This is a genomic window from Nonomuraea maheshkhaliensis (assembly GCF_039529435.1).
Taxonomy (GTDB): domain Bacteria; phylum Actinomycetota; class Actinomycetes; order Streptosporangiales; family Streptosporangiaceae; genus Nonomuraea; species Nonomuraea maheshkhaliensis.
In genome coordinates, this window is sequence record NZ_BAAAMU010000059.1 from 22,548 (window position 1) to 39,977 (window position 17,430).

The following is a 17,430-nucleotide window of genomic DNA, read 5'->3' on the forward strand; positions in this document are numbered from 1 at the left end:
GGCGCCCCGCCCCCCCGCCCCGCGTCTCCCCGCGGCTTCGCCCGCCTCGGCCGAGGCGGCCCCCGCCCCGGCCGCCATTCCCAGGGCGAGGCCACTGACGGCCGCGGCCGAGGTGAGGAGGCGGCGCCGGTTGATGCCGTACTCGGACATGGCTTCCCTTCGTCCTGTGCCCGTGGCTGTCGCCCATGTCAGTGATCATGGTCAGGCGGCACCAGTATGTCCGAACGGATGGCGATTCGCGAGAGGTGATCATCGGGCACTCGGCAGCGCGTCGCCTGCGCGTTTAATGACCGGCGGTTTCGCGCCTCGTCGGCTAGGTTGTGGCTGCCGAAAGCCCCCTTTTGACCAGACGGAATGGAGCACGCATGAGCAGCAGCGTGAGATTGATCCGGAACGAGCGGCTCGCGCAGGACGTCCCGTACGCCTACGCCGCGGTCGCCGACGCGCCGGTGCGCTCCATCTGGGTGGCCGGGGCCTGCCCCCTGGACCTCAAGGGCGAGACCGTCGCGGTCGGCGACTACGCCGGCCAGGCGCACCAGGTGATGCGCAACCTGGTGACCGCGCTGGAGGGAGCGGGCGCGTCGCTGACCGACGTCGTCAAGACCACCGTGTACGTGGCCTCCTCCCGGCAGAGCGACCTGGTGACGGCCTGGGAGGTGTATCGGGAGTACATGGGCGAGCACGACGTGCCCAGCACCTTGCTCGGCGTGACCGTGCTCGGCTACGCCGACCAGCTCGTCGAGGTCGAGGCGGTCGCCGTACTCGCCAACCCGCCGGCGTCCGGCTGACCGCCTAGATGATTGATTCCAAGGAGGTTGGGATCAGTGATCATAGGCGGTGAGTGAGCGGGCGGTGGGCCGGCCGGTCTTGTCGTTGTGCCAGATCACGGTGGTCAGGGCCAGGATGCGTACGATCACCCGGATGGTGACGCCCGCGAACGTGCGTCCGCCGTGGCGTTCCAGGTCGAGCTGGCCTTTGAGGGTCTGGTTGATCGATTCGATGGTCTGCCGCAGGGGTTTGAACAGGTGCGCGCCTGCTCGTGGGGGCTCGCCTTTGCGGGCCTTGTGGCCGCGTCCGGCGCCCGCGCGGCGATCGTCGAAGTTCCACGCGTGGTACGGGCACACGATGCTGCGCCACACCCCGGAGCCGGACAGCAGCTCGTGCGCCCGGTGCTCGCACACGTCGTAGAAGGCCCGCAGCGCGCCCGCCTCGTCGCGGACGGCGACCTTCGGCAGGCCGGCCACCGTGCCCGCCACGTAGGCGCCCGCCTCCCGCAGCGGCTCCGCATGGCACAGCCACTGCCACGTGCGAGAGAAGATCGCCCGCCGGTCGACACCGAACCAGGCCGGATCGGTGTAGGCGTCGGCGTGCAGCGACATCGACGGCGCGGGGCGGGGTCGTAGCCGGTGCGGATGTGGTCGAGGGCGGGGATCGCGTCCGAGGTCACCGTGTCTCCCGTACGGACTCCGGACGCGTGCGCGCCGGCATCCCGGCGTTCCGGATCTGGGCGTTCCGGTCAGAAGGAGATCAAGCAGCCGGGCGGGGCACGATCACGCCCTCGTCGAGTGATCAGCCTTGCGGTTTCAGTGACATATCCGGTCCGGACCGAATACGGTGTGTCGTTGACGATCGGCCAAAGCCCGCCAGCCCCGGGAGTCTGCTCTTGCGTACCGCAGCCGCGATCCTGTCCTTCATCCTCGCCATCACCCTGCCACCCGCCGTCCCCGCCGGTGCCGTCCCCGCCCGCGCCGTTCCCGCGCCGGCCGCCGCCCCCGCGTCCTCGGCCTCCCTGGCCGCCCTGCCGGGCGGAAAGTCCACGTACGTCGTCTCACAAGGTCATCTGAAGGCCTCGTCGCAGCAGAACTGGCTGCGGCTGGGCAGCTACCGCTTCGCCGCGAACGGCACGGTGAGCGCCTCCCTCTACCTGTGGTGGCAGCGCAACCCCAAGGCCAGGCAGCGCACCGGCACCAGGCCCGACCCGAGCTGCACCACCAAGGCCGGCGGCTCCGCCTCCAAGCCCCGGGCCTGCGAGGTGCTGACCGCCGGCGGGTTCACCGGCGCTCCCGACGAGAGCCGTACCGGCACGTACACCGTCGCGGGCGACGTGCTCACCATCCGGTGGAAGATCGCCCAGACGTGGACCGAGCAGTGGAACGTGCGGCGCTCGCCGGACGGCAAGCTGGCCCGCCTCGACCTCAAGAGCAGCTCGCTGGCCACCCACGGGTACGGCTACGGCAGCAACGCCTCGTTCGGCACCCGGCGCGCGATGACCTCGGTCAAGGCGTTCCCCGGCTCGCTGCGGCAGGACCTGACGAGCTGGGCGAGCGGCAAGATGGTCAACTCGCTCAACCAGCCGTTCGGCCTCTCGGCCTTCCGCGCCTGCGCCGCCACCACGTCGTGCCTGACGTACCTGCAGCCGTCCTCGCGCGGCGCCTGCCAGAAGTCGGGCGGCTGCCCCAAGTACGGCGGCGGAACGCGCGCCAACGTCAGCTCGATCCAGTACTACCTGACGATGATCTCCAAGACCGACCGCCGCGACACGCTCTGGCACTGGTGCACGTGCCTGGCGATGGAGCGGGGCCAGTTCTGCTACACGGGCAACTCGCACGTCAAGCCGCTCATGCAGATCATCGACGACTCGGGCGCCTTCCGCGGCTGGGTCGGCGCGGAGGCGTCCTTCTCGACCGGATCCCGGGCGACGGACATGCTGGCGGTGCTGCGCATCTCCGACTTCCGCTGAGAGACTTCAGCTGGGAGACTTCCGCTGAGAACGGCTCGAATCCGCGCGAAAGCGCAGCCCGTCGATGAGGAGGGCGACCATGCGCCGGCTGTGCCCGGCGCCGTCGCCTTCCACCGGCAGGCACAGATGGCCCACGGCGTACAGCAACTCCTCAGGGCTGACGCCGTCCCCGATCTCGCCGTGGGCCGCCGCGGCGTCGAGCAGGGATCCGGGTGCGGGTCCCAGCCGCCCCATGAAGTAGCCGGGCAGCGCGTCGAACGCCGGGTCGCCCGAGTGCAGGGCGGCGAGTCCGCGTTTGGTCGTTCCCACGCCGACGCCGGCCAGGTCGGCGATCCGCCTGGCCGGCGCGTCCACGCCCTCCGCGGCGAAGACGGCTTTCGCCGCCGCGAGCAGGGCGTCCAGGTTCCGCCGCGCGTCAGCGCGTAGCGGCCGCGCCACGCGTCCGCCTTCTCTCATTCCCGCCGTACGCGCCATGCCCGCCGTACGCGCCGTGCCCGCCGTCGCCGGGCCGTCACCCGTCTCCGGCGAAGCCGTGTCCTCCGTCACGTCCCTCCTTCGCGCTTGCTTAATCGGAACAGCGTTCCGTATAGTTCCGGAGAGGCGTTCCGTTTCGGGTTCCAGCGTACGGCGTCCGTACGGGCCTCCGCATTCCCCTCTCACCTCAGGAGACATCCGCATGCAGTACCGCACTCTCGGCGGAACCGGCATCCAGGTCAGCCCCTTCGCGCTGGGCGCCATGATGTTCGGCGGCCTCGGCAACCCCGACCACGACGACTCGATCAAGATCATCCACCGGGCCCTGGACGCGGGGATCAACTTCGTCGACACCGCCGACATGTACGCGGGCGGCGAGTCCGAGGAGATCGTCGGCAAGGCGCTCCAGGGCCGCCGTGACGAGGTCGTGCTCGCCACCAAGGGCCGCTTCCCGGTGAACTTCAACCCGCGCGGCGGCACCTCGTTCGTCCCCAACCAGTCGGGCGCCTCCCGCCGCTGGCTGATCCGCGCCGTGGAGGGCTCGCTGCGCCGCCTGGGCACCGACTACATCGACCTCTACCAGATCCACCAGCCCGACCCCGGCACCGACTTCGAGGAGACCCTGTCGGCGCTCACCGACCTGGTGCGGGCCGGCAAGCTCCGAGCGTTCGGCACCTCGTCGATGCCGGCCTCGGACATCGTGCGGGCCCACTGGATCGCAGAACGGCGCGGCCTCATGCGCCCGCGCGCCGAGCAGCCGCCGTACTCGATACTCAACCGCGGGATCGAGCGCGAGGTCCTGCCCGCCGTGCAGGAGTTCGGCATGGGCACCCTGGTCTGGAGCCCGCTCGCCGGCGGCCTGCTCACCGGCCGCTACCGCAAGAACCGGCAGAGCACCGCGCACCGGGCCCAGTTCGGGTTCGGGCACCTGAAGGACGAGCGCCGCCTGGACGCGGTCGAGCGGCTCATCCCGCTCGCCGAGGAGGCCGGGATGCCGCTGAACCACCTGGCCATGGCCTTCGTCATCGCCCACCCCGGCGTCACGTCGGCGATCATCGGGCCGCGCACCATGGAGCACCTGGACAGCTCGCTGGCCGGGCTCGACGTCACGCTCACCGACGACGTCCTCGACCGGATCGACGAGATCGTGCCGCCCGGCACCGACGTCGGCCGGCTCGACATGGCCTACGACCCGCCCGCCATCCTGCGCCCTGGCCTGCGCCGCCGGCCCGCCGGCGAGCGCGCCGCCGCCTGATCACCCCGGCTTCAGGAGGACCTCATGACTCACCGGCAACATCCCATCGGTACGGGTTTCACGGCCGCGTCGACGGCCGACGAGGTGCTCAAGGGCATCGACCTGTCCGGTACGAACGTGGTCATCACCGGCGGTCACGCCGGGCTCGGCCTGGAGACCACCCGCGCGCTCAGCAGGGCGGGCGCGTCCGTCATCGCGGGGGCGCGCGGCCCCGGCCGCGCCGCCGCCGCGCTGGCGGGGCTCGAACGCGTCGAGATCGACCGGCTGGACCTGCTCGACCCGGCCTCGATCGACGCCTTCGCCGCCCGGTTCGTCGATTCCGGCCGCCCGCTGCACGTCCTGATCAACAACGCCGGCGGCAGCACGGCCGGGCGGGTCCTGGACGCGCGCGGTTACGAGTCGGCGTTCGCGGCCAACCATCTCGGGCACTTCCAGCTGACCCTCGGCCTGCTGCCCGGGCTGCGTGCCGCGCACGGCGCCCGGGTCGTCAACGTGTCCTCCGGCGCCCATCGGATCTGCGACATCCGCTGGGACGACCCGCACTTCGCCACCGGTTTCGAGGGGCACCTGGCCTACGGCCAGTCCAAGACCGCCAACGTGCTCTTCGCCGTGGAGCTGGACCGGCGCTGGTCCGGCGACGGGATCCGGGGTTACGCCCTGCACCCGGGCGTCGTCGTCGCCACGACCCTGACCCACCTGGCGTCCGCGCAGGACGACGGGAGGTCCGTACAGGGACTGTTCGACATGGACCAGTTGCGGGCCCAGCGGCTCATCGACGACGCCGGACGGCCGATCATCGATCCCGACCGGGAGAAGAAGACCCCGGAGCAGGGGGCCGCGACCATCGTGTTCGCGGCGGCCGGCCCGCAGCTCGCCGGGATCGGCGGCGTCTACCTGAAGAACAGCGACGTCGCGCCGCTGAACGACACTCCGTCGGTCACCACCATGGTCGGCGGCGAACCGGTGGTGGTGACCGAAGTCGCGCCGCACCCCATAGATCCCGCGTCGGCGCGACGCCTGTGGGAACTGAGCGAGCGACTGCTCAAGGCGTGACCCGCCCGTGAGCTCCCGTCCGGGGCCTGACCGATCTCCCGGGGCCGCCGCTCGGGATGTGACGGGCCCGCGCACGAGCGGTCGCACGGGGCATGAACAACCAGCCCGTGAGCATGTGCGCAGGGCATGAGTGCGCCCACTCCCCCGCGCGGGGGAAGCGCCCGGCGCGGGCGGGGGATGGCGGGGCCCGTCGTGGCCGCGAGACTCGCGACCATGACAGTACGTGCCGAGATCGGCGCCCCCACCTGGCCGCGCCGCGCCGCCGGGTTCGCCGCGGCCGGGGCGATGTCCCTCTACCTGCTGGTCAAGGTCGTCTGGATCGCCCTGGAGGTGCTCCACGGCACGGCCGACTGGGTGCTGCTCAACGCGGTCACGGTGGTGATGGCCGTGGCCGGGATCGGGCTGGGGCTGGCGCTGGCGCAGCCGTGGGGGATGCGGCTGCCGGCCTGGCTGGTGGTTCCCGTCGTGTGGATCTCCGGGGGCTTTCTGGTGTCCATGCTCCCGTACCTGCTCGTCAGCAGCCTGCTGCCGGCGGGCACGCCCGAGCCGGCGGGCGAGCCGGGCCTGCCGGCCTGGGAGACGGTGTTCATCGGCGCCGGGTTCCTCGGCATGGCACTGGCGCTGGTCGTCGGCCTGCCGCTCTACCTGCGCGATCGGTGGCCGTGGGCCTTCGCCGGCCGGGCCGGGGCGGGCGCCCGTACCAGGTGGATCATGGTGCCGCCCGCGGCGCTCGCCGTGCTGTGGACCTACTGGGCCGCGGGCGGGACCGCCGGCCTCGACCCGTCGGCGCCGCCGGGGGCGGGCGCCGACGCCAGGCTCCTCCTCGCGAACAGCGCTCTGTGCGCGATGTGCGGCGTCTGGAGCCTGTGGGCGCTCGGCGGCGGGCGCGGCGGCGGCGCGCGGACGCCGTCGTGGCCGCCCATGGCCCTGGGGTTCGTCGCGTCGGGGTCGTTGTTCGCGTGGGGCGCGTGGAAACTGCTCTGGCTGCTGCCGCCCGGCCTCTACCAGCCGGCCGAGTACCGCTGGCTGGCGCTGTCCGAACATGTCGTGGCCGTGGGGGCGGGCCTCGCCATGGTCGTGACACTGGTACGAAGCACGCGCCCGCCTTCAGGCGACCGGCCGGCCGATCGCCACCGGCAGAACCGCGGCCCACGTCATCACGCCGGCGGCGGGACGGCGTGACCGAGCCCGGCCAGGCGGCGGGCGACTCCGTGCCGGGCTCGGCGTGGTAGACGACCAGAAGCTGCCCGTCGGCGCCGGCGATGGCGAGCTTGTCGCGCTACAGCTCCAGATCGCCGGCCTGCGGATGGCGGAGCCTGGTGACCTGCGACTCGCGGCGGCGTACGCCGTGGCGAGCCCGCAACGCGCGGAACCGGTCGCTCTTGAGCGACAGCTCGCCTACGAGCGCCGCCAGGCGCGGATCGTCGTCGCCCGGCCCCAAGGAGGCGCTGAGCTGGGCGACGACGCTCGCCGTGGCCTGCGCCCGGTCCCGGTGCGGCTCCCCGTTCCCGTGGGTCGAGGAAGGCCGCGCGCAGCCGGTTGACGCCGGGCGCCAGGTTCGGCGACAGGGCGCGGGCCATGGCGTTGGCCCTCAGGACGTCGAAGTATCTCCCTGGACGAACGCCGGCTGCGGCATCCCGTCCAGCAGGCGCCGGATGCTCACCGGCACCTTCTCCGGCGCCCCGCGCGACTCCCGGCGTGGGACGCTCGCCCGCCAGACCCCGCAGGTAGGCGGTGGTGTCCTCGTCGAGCCGCAGAATCCTGGCCAGCGCTTCGAGCACCTGCGCCGAGGGGTTGCGGTCGCGGCCCTGCTCCAGGCGCAGGTAGTAGTCGGAGCTGATGCCCGCGAGCGTAGCGACCTCCTCGCGGCGCAGGCCGGGCACCCGGCGCAGCCCGTGCGCGGCGAAGCCGGCGTCCTCGATCTCTACAACCTCGCCAACCGGCAGGACGACGCCCTGCTCGACCGGTGCGCGGCCGAGAACATCGCGCACGTCCCGTTCTTCCCGCTCGGCGGCTACAACCCGCTGCAGTCCGCGGCCCTCGCCGGCGTGGCGGACCGGCTGGGGGCGTCGCGGCAGCAGCCAGGCCGGCGCGACCAGGACGGGGCGAGGTCCTGGTGCGGGTGCGGGCCGCGGCCGCCAACGCGATGGACTGGAAGATGCGCAACGGCGAGATGCGCCTCATGACCGGCAGCGGCTTCCCGCGCGGGGTCGGCAACGACTTCGCGGGCGTCGTCGAGGCGGTCGGCGCGGACGTCACCAGGTTGAAGGCCGGCGACGAGGTGCTCGGCGGCACGAGCCTCAAAGGGGCGGGAGCGTTCGCCGAGATGGTCATCGCCGCCGAGCGGACGGTGGTGCGCAAGCCGGCGGAGCTCTCCTACGAGCAGGCCGCGGCGATCCCGGTCGTCGGGGTCACCGCGTTCCAGGCCATGCTCGGCAAGGGGAAGGTGCGGCCCGGGCAGAGCGTCTTCGTCAACGGCTGCCTGGGCGGCGTCGGCCGGGCCGCCGCCCAGATCGCGCTGATGTCCGGCGCCTCGGTGGGCGGCAGTTGCCGGGCCACCGTCGCGCAGGAGGCACGCGAGCTCGGCGTCGACCCGATCGTCACGTTCTGCTTCGACCCGAAGCAGCTCGAAGGGCGCTTCGACCTGGTCCTCGACACCGCCGGCACGCTCTCCGCCGCGGCGGCGCGAACGTTGCTGAAGCCCGGCGGCCGCATCCTGGACATCGTCCCCACGTCGTGGAAGTTCGCGCGAAGCGCCCTGCCGGGGCCCTACCAGGTGCTGATGGGCCGGCCCAGCACGGACGACCTCGACCTGGTGACGCGGCTGGCCGCGCAGGGAGCGTTGCGGATCCCGATCGCCAGGACCGTGCCGCTGGCCGACGCGATCCCGGTGCTCACCGAGCTCGAACGCCACGGCACCCCCAAGAACGGCAAGCTGATCGTCACCGCGGGCTGACCGCCTCGCTCGCCCTGCCCGGCCCGGTCAGGCCGGAATGGCGCCGAGCTGCTTCAGCTGGGAGAAGACGTCGACGACCCCCCACAGCTCGGCGATCCTGCCGTCCTCGAAGCGGGCGATGAAGATCTCGCCGTACGTGACGGACCGGTCCGTCGGCGCCAGGCCCCTGAACTCACCCTGGTGGGTTCCGGTGACCGTGTTCCTGGAGACGACCTTGTCGCCCTCGGCGATCACGTCCTCGACCGTGACCCGGATGTCGGGGAACGCGCGAAGGAGCACCTCCCACACCTGTTTCATCGCCCGCGGGCCCGTCGTGCCCATCGGCACCGGCGCGTGGAACAGCACGTCCGGACGGACGAGCTCGTCGATCGCCTTCGCGATGAGCTCCGCGTCGCCGCCGTTGACCGCCTCGTGGAAGCGCAGGAACCTCGCTTTGTTGCTGTCTGACTGGGACATGTGTCTTCTCCCTGGACGAAAGTCTTCACCTGTCCGACGAATCAGCGCCCCCGAATGTGACGCCCTTCCCTCAGGCGGAGCCGTCCTGGCTCGGCCGCGCGAACACCATCGCCCCCGGAACCCTCTCGTCGAGGTGCACCAGCAGCTGGGCCTCCACGGTGAAACCGGCGTCGCGCAGCAGGTCGGCCACCTGCTCGGGGCGGCGGCGATGCACGTACACCTTCATCGGACGGCCGCCGTACCCGCTCGTCTTCAGCACCGACCCGTCACCGACGTGAAAGCCGGCCAGCAGCACTCCGCCCGGGCGCAGCACCCGGTGGAAGTGCCCGAAGACGACGGGGAGCTCGTCGTCGGGCACGTGGATCAGCGACCAGAACGCGAGCAGGCCGGTGAGCGAGGCGTCCGGAAGGTCCAGCTCGGTCATCGAGCCGACCTCGAACCGCAGGCCGGGGTGGTCACGCCGGGCCACGTCGATCATGCCGGGCGAAAGGTCGATGCCGAACGCGTCCGCGCCCAGGTCCCGCAGATGGGCGGTGACGTGCCCGGGCCCGCATCCCACGTCCGCCACAGGGCCGTCCCCCGCGGCGCGGATCAGGTCGGCGAACAGGGCCAGCGCCGCGCGGACGTACGGCCGCTCGCCCACCGCCCCGCGCAGCTGGTCGGCATAGCTGGAGGCGACCGTGTCGTAGGAGGTCCGGGTGTCGGTCAGCCAGTCGTCCGCGTTCATGCGCCCAGACCCTAGCCGAGGAGGCCGGTCCCGCGGCGGATCTTCAGCCGGCGCTTCGCAGCGGCCGGCCTCACCGGCGGATCTTCAGCCGGTGCTCAGGAACGGTGGTCACCGGCGGCTCCTGAGCCAGCGCAGGGAGGCGAGGCCCAGGGCGGTCATCATGTCCACCAGGCGGCGATCGGTCCCCGGCCCCACCGAGGCGGCGGTGCGGAGGAGGAAGCCGGAGCGCGCCGCCGGCACCGCATCGATCTGGGCCGGGTCCAGGTCGCGGGTCAGCGGATGGCGCTCGGCGATGGGCTGCGGATCCAGGCCGCTGAGCGACACGCCCGCCCCGCTCGGCAGCGCGCCCCGCGCGTCCGGTGAACGCTCCACCACACTCCTTCCGGTGATCACGCGCGGAGCTGGTGCGGGCTCGCGGCGGAATCCGTCAGGCACCGCCAACGGGGATTGGGTCCAGGTGCGTACGGAGACCCCCGCGGCCCGCGGCTTCAGGAGGCAGGCCGGTCTACCACCAGTTCCAGCCTCCTCCGCCCCAAGGGCCGCCCCAGGGTCCGCCCCATGGGCCTCCCCAGCCGCCCCACCAGCGCCTGCGACGGCGGCAGCGACGACGACGCCAGCGACGCCGTCCGCACCCGCCTCCTTCTGGGAACCCGCTCGATCCAGCCATCGTAGTCCTCCCCCCGTTGCAACTTGCCAAATAGCACAATATCCCCGCAAATCACACCAAACTGGGATATATCCACTTATTTCGCTCTGCTTTGACGGGGAATTCACTACGTAAAGTCCGGGTGCGTTCCCCCGGCCGATGACCGCCGACGACGACCTCCGCCGCTCCCGCCGGACGCGCGCCCGTGTGAGCTCGCTCACACGGTGTCACAGCAGGACGCGGAGCCCGTCTTAGAGGGCATGACGAACACGGAGCAGACCTCGGTGCTGATCACCGGAGGCAACAAGGGACTCGGCCTCGAGACGGCCCGGCGGCTCGGCGAGCTCGGCTGGACGATCTTCCTCGGCTCGCGCGACGCGGAGCGCGGCAGGACGGCCGCCGCCAAGCTGGCCGCGGACGGCGCGAACGTGGTCATGGTGCCGCTGGACGTGACCTCGGACGAGTCGGTGGCCGACGCCGTGCGGCGCGTCCGCGAGCACACCGACCGGCTGGACGTGCTGGTCAACAACGCCGGCGCGCCCGGCAACGTGGTCACCCCCGCCGACGCCACGGCCGGCGAGCTGCACGCCGTCTACGACACCAACGTGTACGGCCCGGTCCGGGTCACGCACGCGTTCCTCCCGCTGCTCAGGGCGGCGGCCAACCCGCGGGTGGTGATGGTGTCCAGCGGCGGCGGTTCCTTCGCGGTCGTGACGGATCCCGGACAGCCCGTCTCGAAGATGCACGAGCTCGCCTACAGCTCGTCGAAGGCCGCGCTGAACATGATCACCGTCCGGTACGCCCAGGCCCTCCCGGAGATCAAGTTCAACCTGCTCACCCCGGGAGAGGTCGCGAACCGCAAGTTCACCGCGACCGACATGAACCACCACACCGGCCAGCTGACGGTCACCGAGGGCACCGACCCGATCGTGGAGCTCGCGACGCTCGGCCCCGACGGGCCGAGCGGGATCTTCATCGATCGCCTCGGCCCCGTCGCCTGGTGAACGCCCCCCTCGACGCCCCGCTCGACACCCCGCTCGACACCCCGCTCGACGTCGTACGGAAGCGTCCTGGAACGCTTGCTGTCGTACGGAAGAGTCCTGGAAGGCTTGACGTCGTGCGTAAACGCCCCGGAACGGGAAGGCCATGGAGATGAGCGGCGAAAGGCCGGCACGAGAGCCCCTGCCCGAGCCGGCGGACGAGACGGGCACGACCGCGTACCGGCCGCTGCTGTTCTCCATCGCCTACGGGATGACCGGATCGGTGGGCGACGCGGAGGACATCGTGCAGGACGCGTTCCTCGGCCTGACCCGGGCGCGCCGGGCGGGCACCGTGATCGCCGATCTGAAGGCGTACCTGACGACGGCGGTGACGCGGCTGGGCATCGATCATCTGCGCTCGGCGCGGGTGCGGCGGGAGACGTACGTGGGCGACTGGCTGCCCGAACCGGTCGTCGTGCCCGCCGACGGCCAGGGGCCGGCCGAGCGCGCCGAGCTGGCCGACTCGCTGTCGATGGCGTTCCTCGTGCTGCTGGAGTCGCTGTCACCGGTGGAGCGGGCGGTGTTCATGTTGCGCGAGGTGTTCGGGTACGGCTACGAGGACGTGGCCAGGATCACCGGCAAGACCGAGGTGAACTGCCGCCAGATCTTCACCCGCGCCAGGCAGCACATCTCCGCCGGGCGCAAGGTGCGCGGCGGGCCAGCGCAGCGGGCGGCGGGCGAGGAGCTGGCGCGCAGGTTCTTCGAGGCGGCCGGGGGCGGCGACATGGACGCGCTGCTCGGCCTGCTCGCGCCCGACGTGGTGCTGCACGGCGACGGGGGCGGCAAGGCGCCGTCGATCGGGAGCCCGGCGGCCGGGTCGCTGCGTACCGCGCGGATGCTGGTCGCGGGGCTGCGCCGGGCCAGACGGCTCGGCGTCCTGCCTCGCCTGGCCTGGGTCAACGGACGCCCGGGCGCGGTGCTGTACGACGGGGAAGGACGCGTGGCGGCCGTGGTCGAGCTCGACGTGGCCGACGGCGTGGTGCAGGCGATCCACTCGGTGGCCAACCCCGACAAGCTCGGCCACATCGGGCCGGTGTCCGACGTCGGGCTGCTGGGGGACGCGTGAGAGCCCGGGACGATCAGCCGGCCGCCGCCGGGCGCCGGGCGGCGGTCGGCGGTCGGCGGTCGGTGTGGCCCGGGCTCGGCGGAGGCGTGATCCATGGGGGCGGGTCAGTAGGGGGCCTTGACCGAGGTGGCGATGCTCCAGGGCCCGCAGTCGGAGCTGAAGGTGCCGCGGTCGCACCCCTGCACGATGAAGGTGGCCTTGAGGACTCCGCCGTGACCGTTGGAGGTCATGCAGACCCCGTCCTGGCAGCTGGGGTTCACCGCGTACACGCCGCTCCACGGGGTCTGCCTGGCGACCTTCACCTGGGTGGCCTTGCCGCCGTTGATGCTCCAGCGGACGTTGAAGAAGTCCCAGTCGCGGCCGAGGCCGCTCCAGCGGAAGACGGCCTTGCCGCCGGCGTAGTAGGCGCGGACCAGGGTGCCGTCGCCCAGGTTGGGCGACCAGACGATCTTGCCGTTGCGGAAGAACTGGTACGAGCCGCGCTTGTCGGCGTAGCCGTACTCCTTGGTGGTCGGGCAGCCGTAGACGCTGCGCTCGCCGCCGTTGGAGCGCCACAGGTTGCCGACGAGGCTGCCGGCGGGCGCCACGAGGGCGGGGTCACAGGCGGCGGCGCTCGCGGGAGCGGCCGTGACGGCGACGGCGGTGGCCGCCGTTCCGAGAGCGGTGAGGAGGCCGAGGATGGCACGGGAGCGCGACATCGGAGTGATCCTTTCGTAGTGGCGACGTCACTATGTGTAACTCGGACCGCTTGCATCGAGGCGACAGGAGTTTGCGCGCTGCTTGCCGTCGGCTTTCCGCCGGCCGGGCCGTGCTTGCCGTCCGCTTTCCGCCGGCCCGCGCGTACGGGCCGGCGGGGTTTGTCAGCGCCGGGGGTTGTCACCGCCGCCCGGCCGCCGGGGCTGTCAGCGCTGGCAGCGGCCGAAGTCGACCACGTACGTGCCGCCGCCCGGGGAGCCCGCGCCGGCCGGGTCCGCCGACCCGACGGCGACGCCGACCCCGAGGTCTTTGAGCGTGGGGCTGAGCACGATCTGGCGGTGCCCGTACGTGCTGACGTGCACCCACCAGCGCACGGCGGCCCGTGGCGTGCCCGCTCCGGTGCCCCAGCCGGTGTAGGTGGTCTCGGCGTAGGACCAGGAGACGGGGTTCGGGCAGTAGCCGGCGGCCGTGATGCGACTGCCCGGCGTGGAGCCGGTCTGCGGGTTCCGGTGGGAGTCGGCGCCCGGCCGCCACCACTTGATCGCGGCCGCGGCGGCGGCGTGCCCGCTCGCCGCGTTCGTGAGCGGCGTGTTGACGGTCAGCGGGCCGAGCCCGGCCGCGGCCCGCTCGGCGTCGATCAGGCAGTGCACCGCCTGGCGGAGCATGGCGAGGTTGGCGCTGGTCGGGGCGCTGTCGTAGTACGCCGACGCGGCGGCGCAGTTGGGCGCCGCCGTCGCGGGCGTGCTCAGGGCCGGCAGGACGCCCAGGGCCACGACGCCGGCGGCGCCGAGCAGGCTGAGGGTGCGATTCACCGCGATCTCCTTGACTGAGGATGAACGTCCTCCAGTGATAAGGCGGCGACCCCGGCCGGCGCATGAGTAGGTACGCCCTACTCACACCCCGGACCCACCTCGTACGGTGGTGCGCATGAACATCTGTGTCTTCCTTTCCGCCGCCGACCTGTCCGAGACCTACACCCGCCCCGCCCGCGAGTTCGCCGAGCTGATCGGCCAGGGCGGGCACACCCTGGTGTGGGGTGGTTCCGACGTGGGCCTGATGAAGGTGGTGGCCGACGGCGTGCACGCGGGGGGCGGGCTGCTGATGGGCGTCTCGGTCGACTTCCTGGCCGCCAAGGCGCGCAAAGGCGTGGACGACATGGTGATCGCGGCCGACCTCGGCGAGCGCAAGCGGCTGCTGCTGGAGAAGGCCGACGCCGTGGTGATCATGGTGGGCGGCACGGGCACGCTGGACGAGGCCACCGAGATCCTGGAGCTGAAGAAGCACGGGCGCACGGACAAGCCGGTCGTGCTGCTGAACACGGCGGGTTTCTACGACGGGCTGAAGGAGCAGTTCCGGCGGATGGAGGAGGAGGGTTTCCTGCCGCGTCCCCTCACCGACCTGGTCTTCTTCGCCGAGGAGCCCGTGGGGGCGATGGCCTACCTGGAGGAGTCGTTCGGCCTGAGCTGATCACCGGCGTGAGGTTTCGCCGCGCTGATCGCCGGCGTGAGATCCCCGGCGAGGAGACGGCGGGATCGGCCGGAGTGGCTGTGCCGGTCGGCGGCACGCGGGTCAGTTCGCCGTCCACGGCCGGAGTTTGTCCGGGTTGAGCACGGCCCAGATGCGGATGATCTGGTCGTCCGCGACGTCGAACGCCATCACCGACACGACGACGCCGTCCTGCTCGGCCACCAGCCCCGGCCGGCCGTTGACCGTGCACTCCGAGAGTGCCAGATCAGGCAGCGCGCCGGCCCGGTCGGCGAAGAAGCGGGCGACCGCCTCGGCGCCGCGGACCGGGTGCGGCACCGCGGTGACGAGCCCGCCGCCGTCGCCGGTCGCCGTGACGTCGGGGGCGAGCACGCCGATGAGGGCGGCGATGTCCTTGCTCTCCCATGCCTGTTTGAAGGCCCTGACGAGGCCGGCGTGCCGGTCGGCGGGCGGCGCGGGGGTCCGCGTGCGGTCGATGCGGCGGCGGGCGGAGGTGGCCAGCTGGCGGCAGGCGGCCGGGGTGCGGCCGACGATCTCGGCCACCTCGGCGAAGGGGTAGCCGAAGACGTCGTGCAGCACGAACGCGACGCGTTCCGCCGGGGTCATCGATTCGAGCACGACGAGGAAGGCCATCGTGATCGACTCGTCCAGGGTGACCCGGTCGGCCGGGTCGGACGGGATGGCACCGGGCCGGCCGCCGACCAGTTCGCCGTGGTCGGGCAGCGGCTCGGGGATCCACTCCCCCACGTACCGTTCGCGCCGGGCCCGGGCCGAGCCGAGCACGTCGAGGCAGATCCGACCGGCCACCCTGGTCAGCCAGGCGCCCGGCGAGTCGATGGCCTCGCGCTGAGGCGGCGACATGGCGTACCAGCGGGCGTAGGTCTCCTGGACGACGTCCTCGGCGTCGGCCAGGGAGCCCAGCAGCCGGTAGGCGAGGCCGATCAGCTGGCGGCGCTCGCTCATGAGCGCTTTCAGGCCCGGGTCGGGCCGGCCGTCCTCCGGTGCGGGTGGATGGGTCATGGTGTGGCCTGATTCCTTCTCTCTCATCCTCGTACGACGACGCGCCGCGCCGGAATGTGAGGCCGGCGGGTCACCTCACATCGCGCGGGGCTGTGTCGTCGTACCGGCGGAAGTCGCTGAAGGAAGGACACCTCATCATGGAACCCGTGAACGTCGCGGTCATCTACTACAGTGCCACAGGCCGCGTCCACGCCCTGGCGCGAGCGGTCGCCGAGGGGGCGGAGAAGGCCGGCGCGAACGTACGGCTGCGCAAGGTCGCGGAGTCGGCCCCGCCGGAGGCGGTCGGCTCCAGCCCCGAGTGGGCGGCGCACGTGCGGGAGACGGCGGACATGCCCGAGGCCGGTCATGACGACCTGCTCTGGGCCGACGCCGTGCTGTTCGGCACGCCCACCCGTTTCGGCAACCCGGCCAGCCAGCTCAGGGCGTTCATCGAGACCACCGGGCCCCTGTGGTTCCACGGCAAGCTCGCCGACAAGGTGTATTCGGCCTTCACCGCCGCCAACACCGCGCACGGCGGGCACGAGTCGACCATCCTGGCGCTGGGGAACACGTTCTACCACTGGGGCGGCGTCATCGTGCCGCCCGGATACACCGATCCCGTCCAGTTCGAGACGGGCAATCCGTACGGGACCTCCCATGTGGCCGGGGATGGGATGCCCAGCGAGACCACCCTCCAGGCGGCCCGCCACCAGGCCCGCCGCGTGGTCGACATGACGGCGCGGCTGAAGGCGGGCCGCGCCGCCTGATCCCGCACCGTCCCGCTGAACGCGAGGCCAAGCGGCGCGGGGGCACGGCTTCCATGGCGAATAACGCAGTAACGCCGGATTCTCCGGGCCGTGCTGCCGTTCAGTGGAGGTCGCGCAGGGCCGGGGCGAGCCACTCGGCCTGGTCCACGCTGGTCGCGAAGTCGGTGCCGATCGGCGGCAGGAGCGCCACGTGGTCCGCGCCGGCGGCCAGGTGCTCGACTACCTTGGCCGCGATCGCCGCCGGGTCACCGTGCGCGATCATCGTGTCCACCAGCCGGTCGCTCACCTCGGCGATCTCCTGTCCGGTGAAGCCGAGCCGGGCCACGGCGGCCGCGAACCACGCCTGGGCGAGCCCGGCCGCCACCCGCTCCCGTGCGATCTGCCTGGCCCGGACGGGGTCGGCACCAGGCACCATGGAGAGCCCGATGACCAGCAGCCTGTCCGGGCCGAGCACCTGGCGGGCCCGCGCGGTGAACGCGGGAGGCCCCCCGGCCGGCAGCGCGCCGTCGGCGAGCTCACCGGCCAGGGCGAGCATCTTCGGGCCGTTCGCGGCGACGATCCTGGCGTACGGCGCGTCCGGGGCGGGCGGCATGGTCGGGCCGTGCATGCGGTCGAGGTAGTCGCGCATCCTGCTCAGCGGGCTGCCGAACTCCCGCCCGGTCGCGGCCGCCTGCTGCGCGTACCCGACCCCGACGCCCAGCACGAACCGGCCGGGATAGGCCTGGGCCAGCACGGAGGCCGCGCCGTGCAGGGTCTCCGGCTCCCTGGCCCAGATGTTGGCGATGCCGGTGCCGAACACCGTCCGCCGGGTGGCGGCCAGCAGCACGGCCAGCTGCACGAGAGCGTCCTTGCCGCCGACGACCTCGTTGGTCCAGACGGCGCGGTAGCCGGCGCGTTCCAGCCGGACGACGGCCTCGCGCTGACCGTCGATGTCGATCGGGTCGGCGAGCGAGGCCGGCAGCGCGATGCCGACCGGCCCCAGAGCTCGGCGGGCCGCGTCGACGACGGTGCTGCTCCCCATGAAGATCCTCCGAATTACTCAGTACGAACGTGGCGGCCGGCGCAGCCCT

At 72.3% G+C, this 17,430-nt stretch carries 19 protein-coding genes and 3 pseudogenes; 10 read left to right on the forward strand and 12 right to left on the reverse strand.

Annotated features, from left to right (window positions below):
• The first annotated feature begins 365 nt into the window (after window positions 1-365).
• Window positions 366-788 (forward strand): RidA family protein, encoded by a 423-nt coding sequence (locus tag ABFX54_RS32530; protein ID WP_346110404.1) that lies wholly within the window; start codon window positions 366-368, stop codon window positions 786-788.
• Between the two features lie 33 nt (window positions 789-821).
• On the opposite strand, the pseudogene ABFX54_RS57130 reads toward ABFX54_RS32530, so the two are convergent.
• Window positions 822-1,064, reverse strand: a pseudogene (locus ABFX54_RS57130) (IS982 family transposase); the annotation flags it as partial.
• Between the two features lie 72 nt (window positions 1,065-1,136).
• Window positions 1,137-1,379, reverse strand: a pseudogene (locus ABFX54_RS57135) (Rieske 2Fe-2S domain-containing protein); the annotation flags it as partial.
• A 284-nt stretch (window positions 1,380-1,663) separates the two neighbouring features.
• On the opposite strand from ABFX54_RS57135, the gene ABFX54_RS32540 reads away from it, so the two are divergent.
• On the forward strand, window positions 1,664-2,740 hold the full coding sequence (locus tag ABFX54_RS32540) for a hypothetical protein (RefSeq protein ID WP_346110406.1): 1,077 nt from the start codon (window positions 1,664-1,666) through the stop codon (window positions 2,738-2,740).
• Between the two features lie 6 nt (window positions 2,741-2,746).
• Here the strand turns inward: ABFX54_RS32540 and ABFX54_RS32545 are convergent, their stop codons facing one another.
• On the reverse strand, window positions 2,747-3,286 hold the full coding sequence (locus tag ABFX54_RS32545) for a hypothetical protein (RefSeq protein WP_346110407.1): 540 nt from the start codon (window positions 3,284-3,286) through the stop codon (window positions 2,747-2,749).
• A gap of 130 nt (window positions 3,287-3,416) precedes the next feature.
• Here ABFX54_RS32545 and ABFX54_RS32550 point away from each other — a divergent pair, with 130 nt between their 5' ends.
• From ABFX54_RS32550 to ABFX54_RS32560, 3 genes are all read left to right on the forward strand, one after another.
• Window positions 3,417-4,469: an aldo/keto reductase gene (locus tag ABFX54_RS32550; RefSeq protein WP_346110408.1), complete on the forward strand. Its 1,053-nt coding sequence runs from the start codon at window positions 3,417-3,419 to the stop codon at window positions 4,467-4,469.
• 24 nt (window positions 4,470-4,493) lie between these two features.
• Window positions 4,494-5,522 carry an SDR family NAD(P)-dependent oxidoreductase gene (locus tag ABFX54_RS32555; protein WP_346110409.1) on the forward strand — a complete coding sequence of 343 codons (1,029 nt, stop codon included), beginning with the start codon at window positions 4,494-4,496 and terminating at the stop codon, window positions 5,520-5,522.
• A 213-nt stretch (window positions 5,523-5,735) separates the two neighbouring features.
• The gene (locus ABFX54_RS32560; protein ID WP_346110410.1) at window positions 5,736-6,704 is read left to right on the forward strand and encodes a hypothetical protein; all 969 of its coding nucleotides are present in this window, start codon (window positions 5,736-5,738) and stop codon (window positions 6,702-6,704) included.
• A gap of 97 nt (window positions 6,705-6,801) precedes the next feature.
• On the opposite strand, the gene ABFX54_RS32565 is transcribed toward ABFX54_RS32560, so the two are convergent.
• Both ABFX54_RS32565 and ABFX54_RS32570 read right to left on the reverse strand, forming a co-directional pair.
• The gene (locus ABFX54_RS32565; RefSeq protein ID WP_428834601.1) at window positions 6,802-6,963 is read right to left on the reverse strand and encodes an MmyB family transcriptional regulator; all 162 of its coding nucleotides are present in this window, start codon (window positions 6,961-6,963) and stop codon (window positions 6,802-6,804) included.
• Between the two features lie 346 nt (window positions 6,964-7,309).
• A pseudogene (locus ABFX54_RS32570) lies at window positions 7,310-7,513 on the reverse strand (helix-turn-helix domain-containing protein); the annotation flags it as partial.
• 125 nt (window positions 7,514-7,638) lie between these two features.
• Here ABFX54_RS32570 and ABFX54_RS32575 point away from each other — a divergent pair.
• Window positions 7,639-8,478, forward strand: a complete 840-nt coding sequence (locus tag ABFX54_RS32575; RefSeq protein ID WP_346110411.1) for an NAD(P)-dependent alcohol dehydrogenase — start codon at window positions 7,639-7,641, stop codon at window positions 8,476-8,478.
• A gap of 27 nt (window positions 8,479-8,505) precedes the next feature.
• Here ABFX54_RS32575 and ABFX54_RS32580 read toward each other — a convergent pair whose 3' ends face one another.
• The 3 genes from ABFX54_RS32580 to ABFX54_RS32590 form a co-directional block, all read right to left on the reverse strand.
• The gene (locus ABFX54_RS32580; RefSeq protein ID WP_346110412.1) at window positions 8,506-8,934 is read right to left on the reverse strand and encodes an ester cyclase; all 429 of its coding nucleotides are present in this window, start codon (window positions 8,932-8,934) and stop codon (window positions 8,506-8,508) included.
• 70 nt (window positions 8,935-9,004) lie between these two features.
• Window positions 9,005-9,661 carry a class I SAM-dependent DNA methyltransferase gene (locus ABFX54_RS32585; RefSeq protein ID WP_346110413.1) on the reverse strand — a complete coding sequence of 219 codons (657 nt, stop codon included), beginning with the start codon at window positions 9,659-9,661 and terminating at the stop codon, window positions 9,005-9,007.
• Between the two features lie 108 nt (window positions 9,662-9,769).
• Entirely contained in the window at window positions 9,770-10,033 is a 264-nt protein-coding gene (locus ABFX54_RS32590) for a hypothetical protein (protein WP_346110414.1), read from the reverse strand.
• 534 nt (window positions 10,034-10,567) lie between these two features.
• On the opposite strand from ABFX54_RS32590, the gene ABFX54_RS32595 reads away from it, so the two are divergent.
• Entirely contained in the window at window positions 10,568-11,311 is a 744-nt protein-coding gene (locus ABFX54_RS32595) for an SDR family NAD(P)-dependent oxidoreductase (protein ID WP_346110415.1), read from the forward strand.
• Window positions 11,312-11,459: 148 nt separating this feature from the next.
• Window positions 11,460-12,413, forward strand: a complete 954-nt coding sequence (gene sigJ, locus ABFX54_RS32600) for an RNA polymerase sigma factor SigJ (RefSeq protein ID WP_346110416.1) — start codon at window positions 11,460-11,462, stop codon at window positions 12,411-12,413.
• Between the two features lie 104 nt (window positions 12,414-12,517).
• On the opposite strand, the gene ABFX54_RS32605 is transcribed toward sigJ (ABFX54_RS32600), so the two are convergent.
• Both ABFX54_RS32605 and ABFX54_RS32610 read right to left on the reverse strand, forming a co-directional pair.
• Window positions 12,518-13,111, reverse strand: a complete 594-nt coding sequence (locus ABFX54_RS32605; RefSeq protein WP_346110417.1) for a hypothetical protein — start codon at window positions 13,109-13,111, stop codon at window positions 12,518-12,520.
• Between the two features lie 204 nt (window positions 13,112-13,315).
• Window positions 13,316-13,921 carry a CAP domain-containing protein gene (locus tag ABFX54_RS32610; protein WP_346110418.1) on the reverse strand — a complete coding sequence of 202 codons (606 nt, stop codon included), beginning with the start codon at window positions 13,919-13,921 and terminating at the stop codon, window positions 13,316-13,318.
• A 115-nt stretch (window positions 13,922-14,036) separates the two neighbouring features.
• On the opposite strand from ABFX54_RS32610, the gene ABFX54_RS32615 reads away from it, so the two are divergent.
• Window positions 14,037-14,576 (forward strand): LOG family protein, encoded by a 540-nt coding sequence (locus ABFX54_RS32615; RefSeq protein ID WP_346110419.1) that lies wholly within the window; start codon window positions 14,037-14,039, stop codon window positions 14,574-14,576.
• A gap of 102 nt (window positions 14,577-14,678) precedes the next feature.
• Here the strand turns inward: ABFX54_RS32615 and sigJ (ABFX54_RS32620) are convergent, their stop codons facing one another.
• Window positions 14,679-15,614, reverse strand: coding sequence for an RNA polymerase sigma factor SigJ (gene sigJ / locus ABFX54_RS32620; protein ID WP_346110420.1), 936 nt, complete (start codon window positions 15,612-15,614; stop codon window positions 14,679-14,681).
• A 137-nt stretch (window positions 15,615-15,751) separates the two neighbouring features.
• On the opposite strand from sigJ (ABFX54_RS32620), the gene wrbA reads away from it, so the two are divergent.
• Complete coding sequence (wrbA, locus tag ABFX54_RS32625) at window positions 15,752-16,360, forward strand: NAD(P)H:quinone oxidoreductase (RefSeq protein WP_346110421.1); 609 nt, start codon at window positions 15,752-15,754, stop codon at window positions 16,358-16,360.
• Between the two features lie 100 nt (window positions 16,361-16,460).
• Here the strand turns inward: wrbA and ABFX54_RS32630 are convergent, their stop codons facing one another.
• Complete coding sequence (locus tag ABFX54_RS32630; protein ID WP_346110422.1) at window positions 16,461-17,381, reverse strand: TIGR03620 family F420-dependent LLM class oxidoreductase; 921 nt, start codon at window positions 17,379-17,381, stop codon at window positions 16,461-16,463.
• Between the last annotated feature and the right edge of the window lie 49 nt (window positions 17,382-17,430).

What these genes read in the sequence shown, in the direction of transcription:
- ABFX54_RS32530 (WP_346110404.1), top strand. Translation starts at nt 366, where the DNA reads ATGAGCAGCAGCGTGAGATTGATCCGGAACGAGCGGCTCGCGCAGGAC.
- ABFX54_RS32550 (WP_346110408.1), top strand. Translation starts at nt 3,417, where the DNA reads ATGCAGTACCGCACTCTCGGCGGAACCGGCATCCAGGTCAGCCCCTTC.
- ABFX54_RS32555 (WP_346110409.1), top strand. Translation starts at nt 4,494, where the DNA reads ATGACTCACCGGCAACATCCCATCGGTACGGGTTTCACGGCCGCGTCG.
- ABFX54_RS32560 (WP_346110410.1), top strand. Translation starts at nt 5,736, where the DNA reads ATGACAGTACGTGCCGAGATCGGCGCCCCCACCTGGCCGCGCCGCGCC.
- ABFX54_RS32580 (WP_346110412.1), bottom strand. Translation starts at nt 8,934, where the DNA reads ATGTCCCAGTCAGACAGCAACAAAGCGAGGTTCCTGCGCTTCCACGAG.
- ABFX54_RS32585 (WP_346110413.1), bottom strand. Translation starts at nt 9,661, where the DNA reads ATGAACGCGGACGACTGGCTGACCGACACCCGGACCTCCTACGACACG.
- ABFX54_RS32595 (WP_346110415.1), top strand. Translation starts at nt 10,568, where the DNA reads ATGACGAACACGGAGCAGACCTCGGTGCTGATCACCGGAGGCAACAAG.
- sigJ (WP_346110416.1), top strand. Translation starts at nt 11,460, where the DNA reads ATGAGCGGCGAAAGGCCGGCACGAGAGCCCCTGCCCGAGCCGGCGGAC.
- ABFX54_RS32605 (WP_346110417.1), bottom strand. Translation starts at nt 13,111, where the DNA reads ATGTCGCGCTCCCGTGCCATCCTCGGCCTCCTCACCGCTCTCGGAACG.
- ABFX54_RS32615 (WP_346110419.1), top strand. Translation starts at nt 14,037, where the DNA reads ATGAACATCTGTGTCTTCCTTTCCGCCGCCGACCTGTCCGAGACCTAC.
- sigJ (WP_346110420.1), bottom strand. Translation starts at nt 15,614, where the DNA reads ATGACCCATCCACCCGCACCGGAGGACGGCCGGCCCGACCCGGGCCTG.
- wrbA (WP_346110421.1), top strand. Translation starts at nt 15,752, where the DNA reads ATGGAACCCGTGAACGTCGCGGTCATCTACTACAGTGCCACAGGCCGC.
- ABFX54_RS32630 (WP_346110422.1), bottom strand. Translation starts at nt 17,381, where the DNA reads ATGGGGAGCAGCACCGTCGTCGACGCGGCCCGCCGAGCTCTGGGGCCG.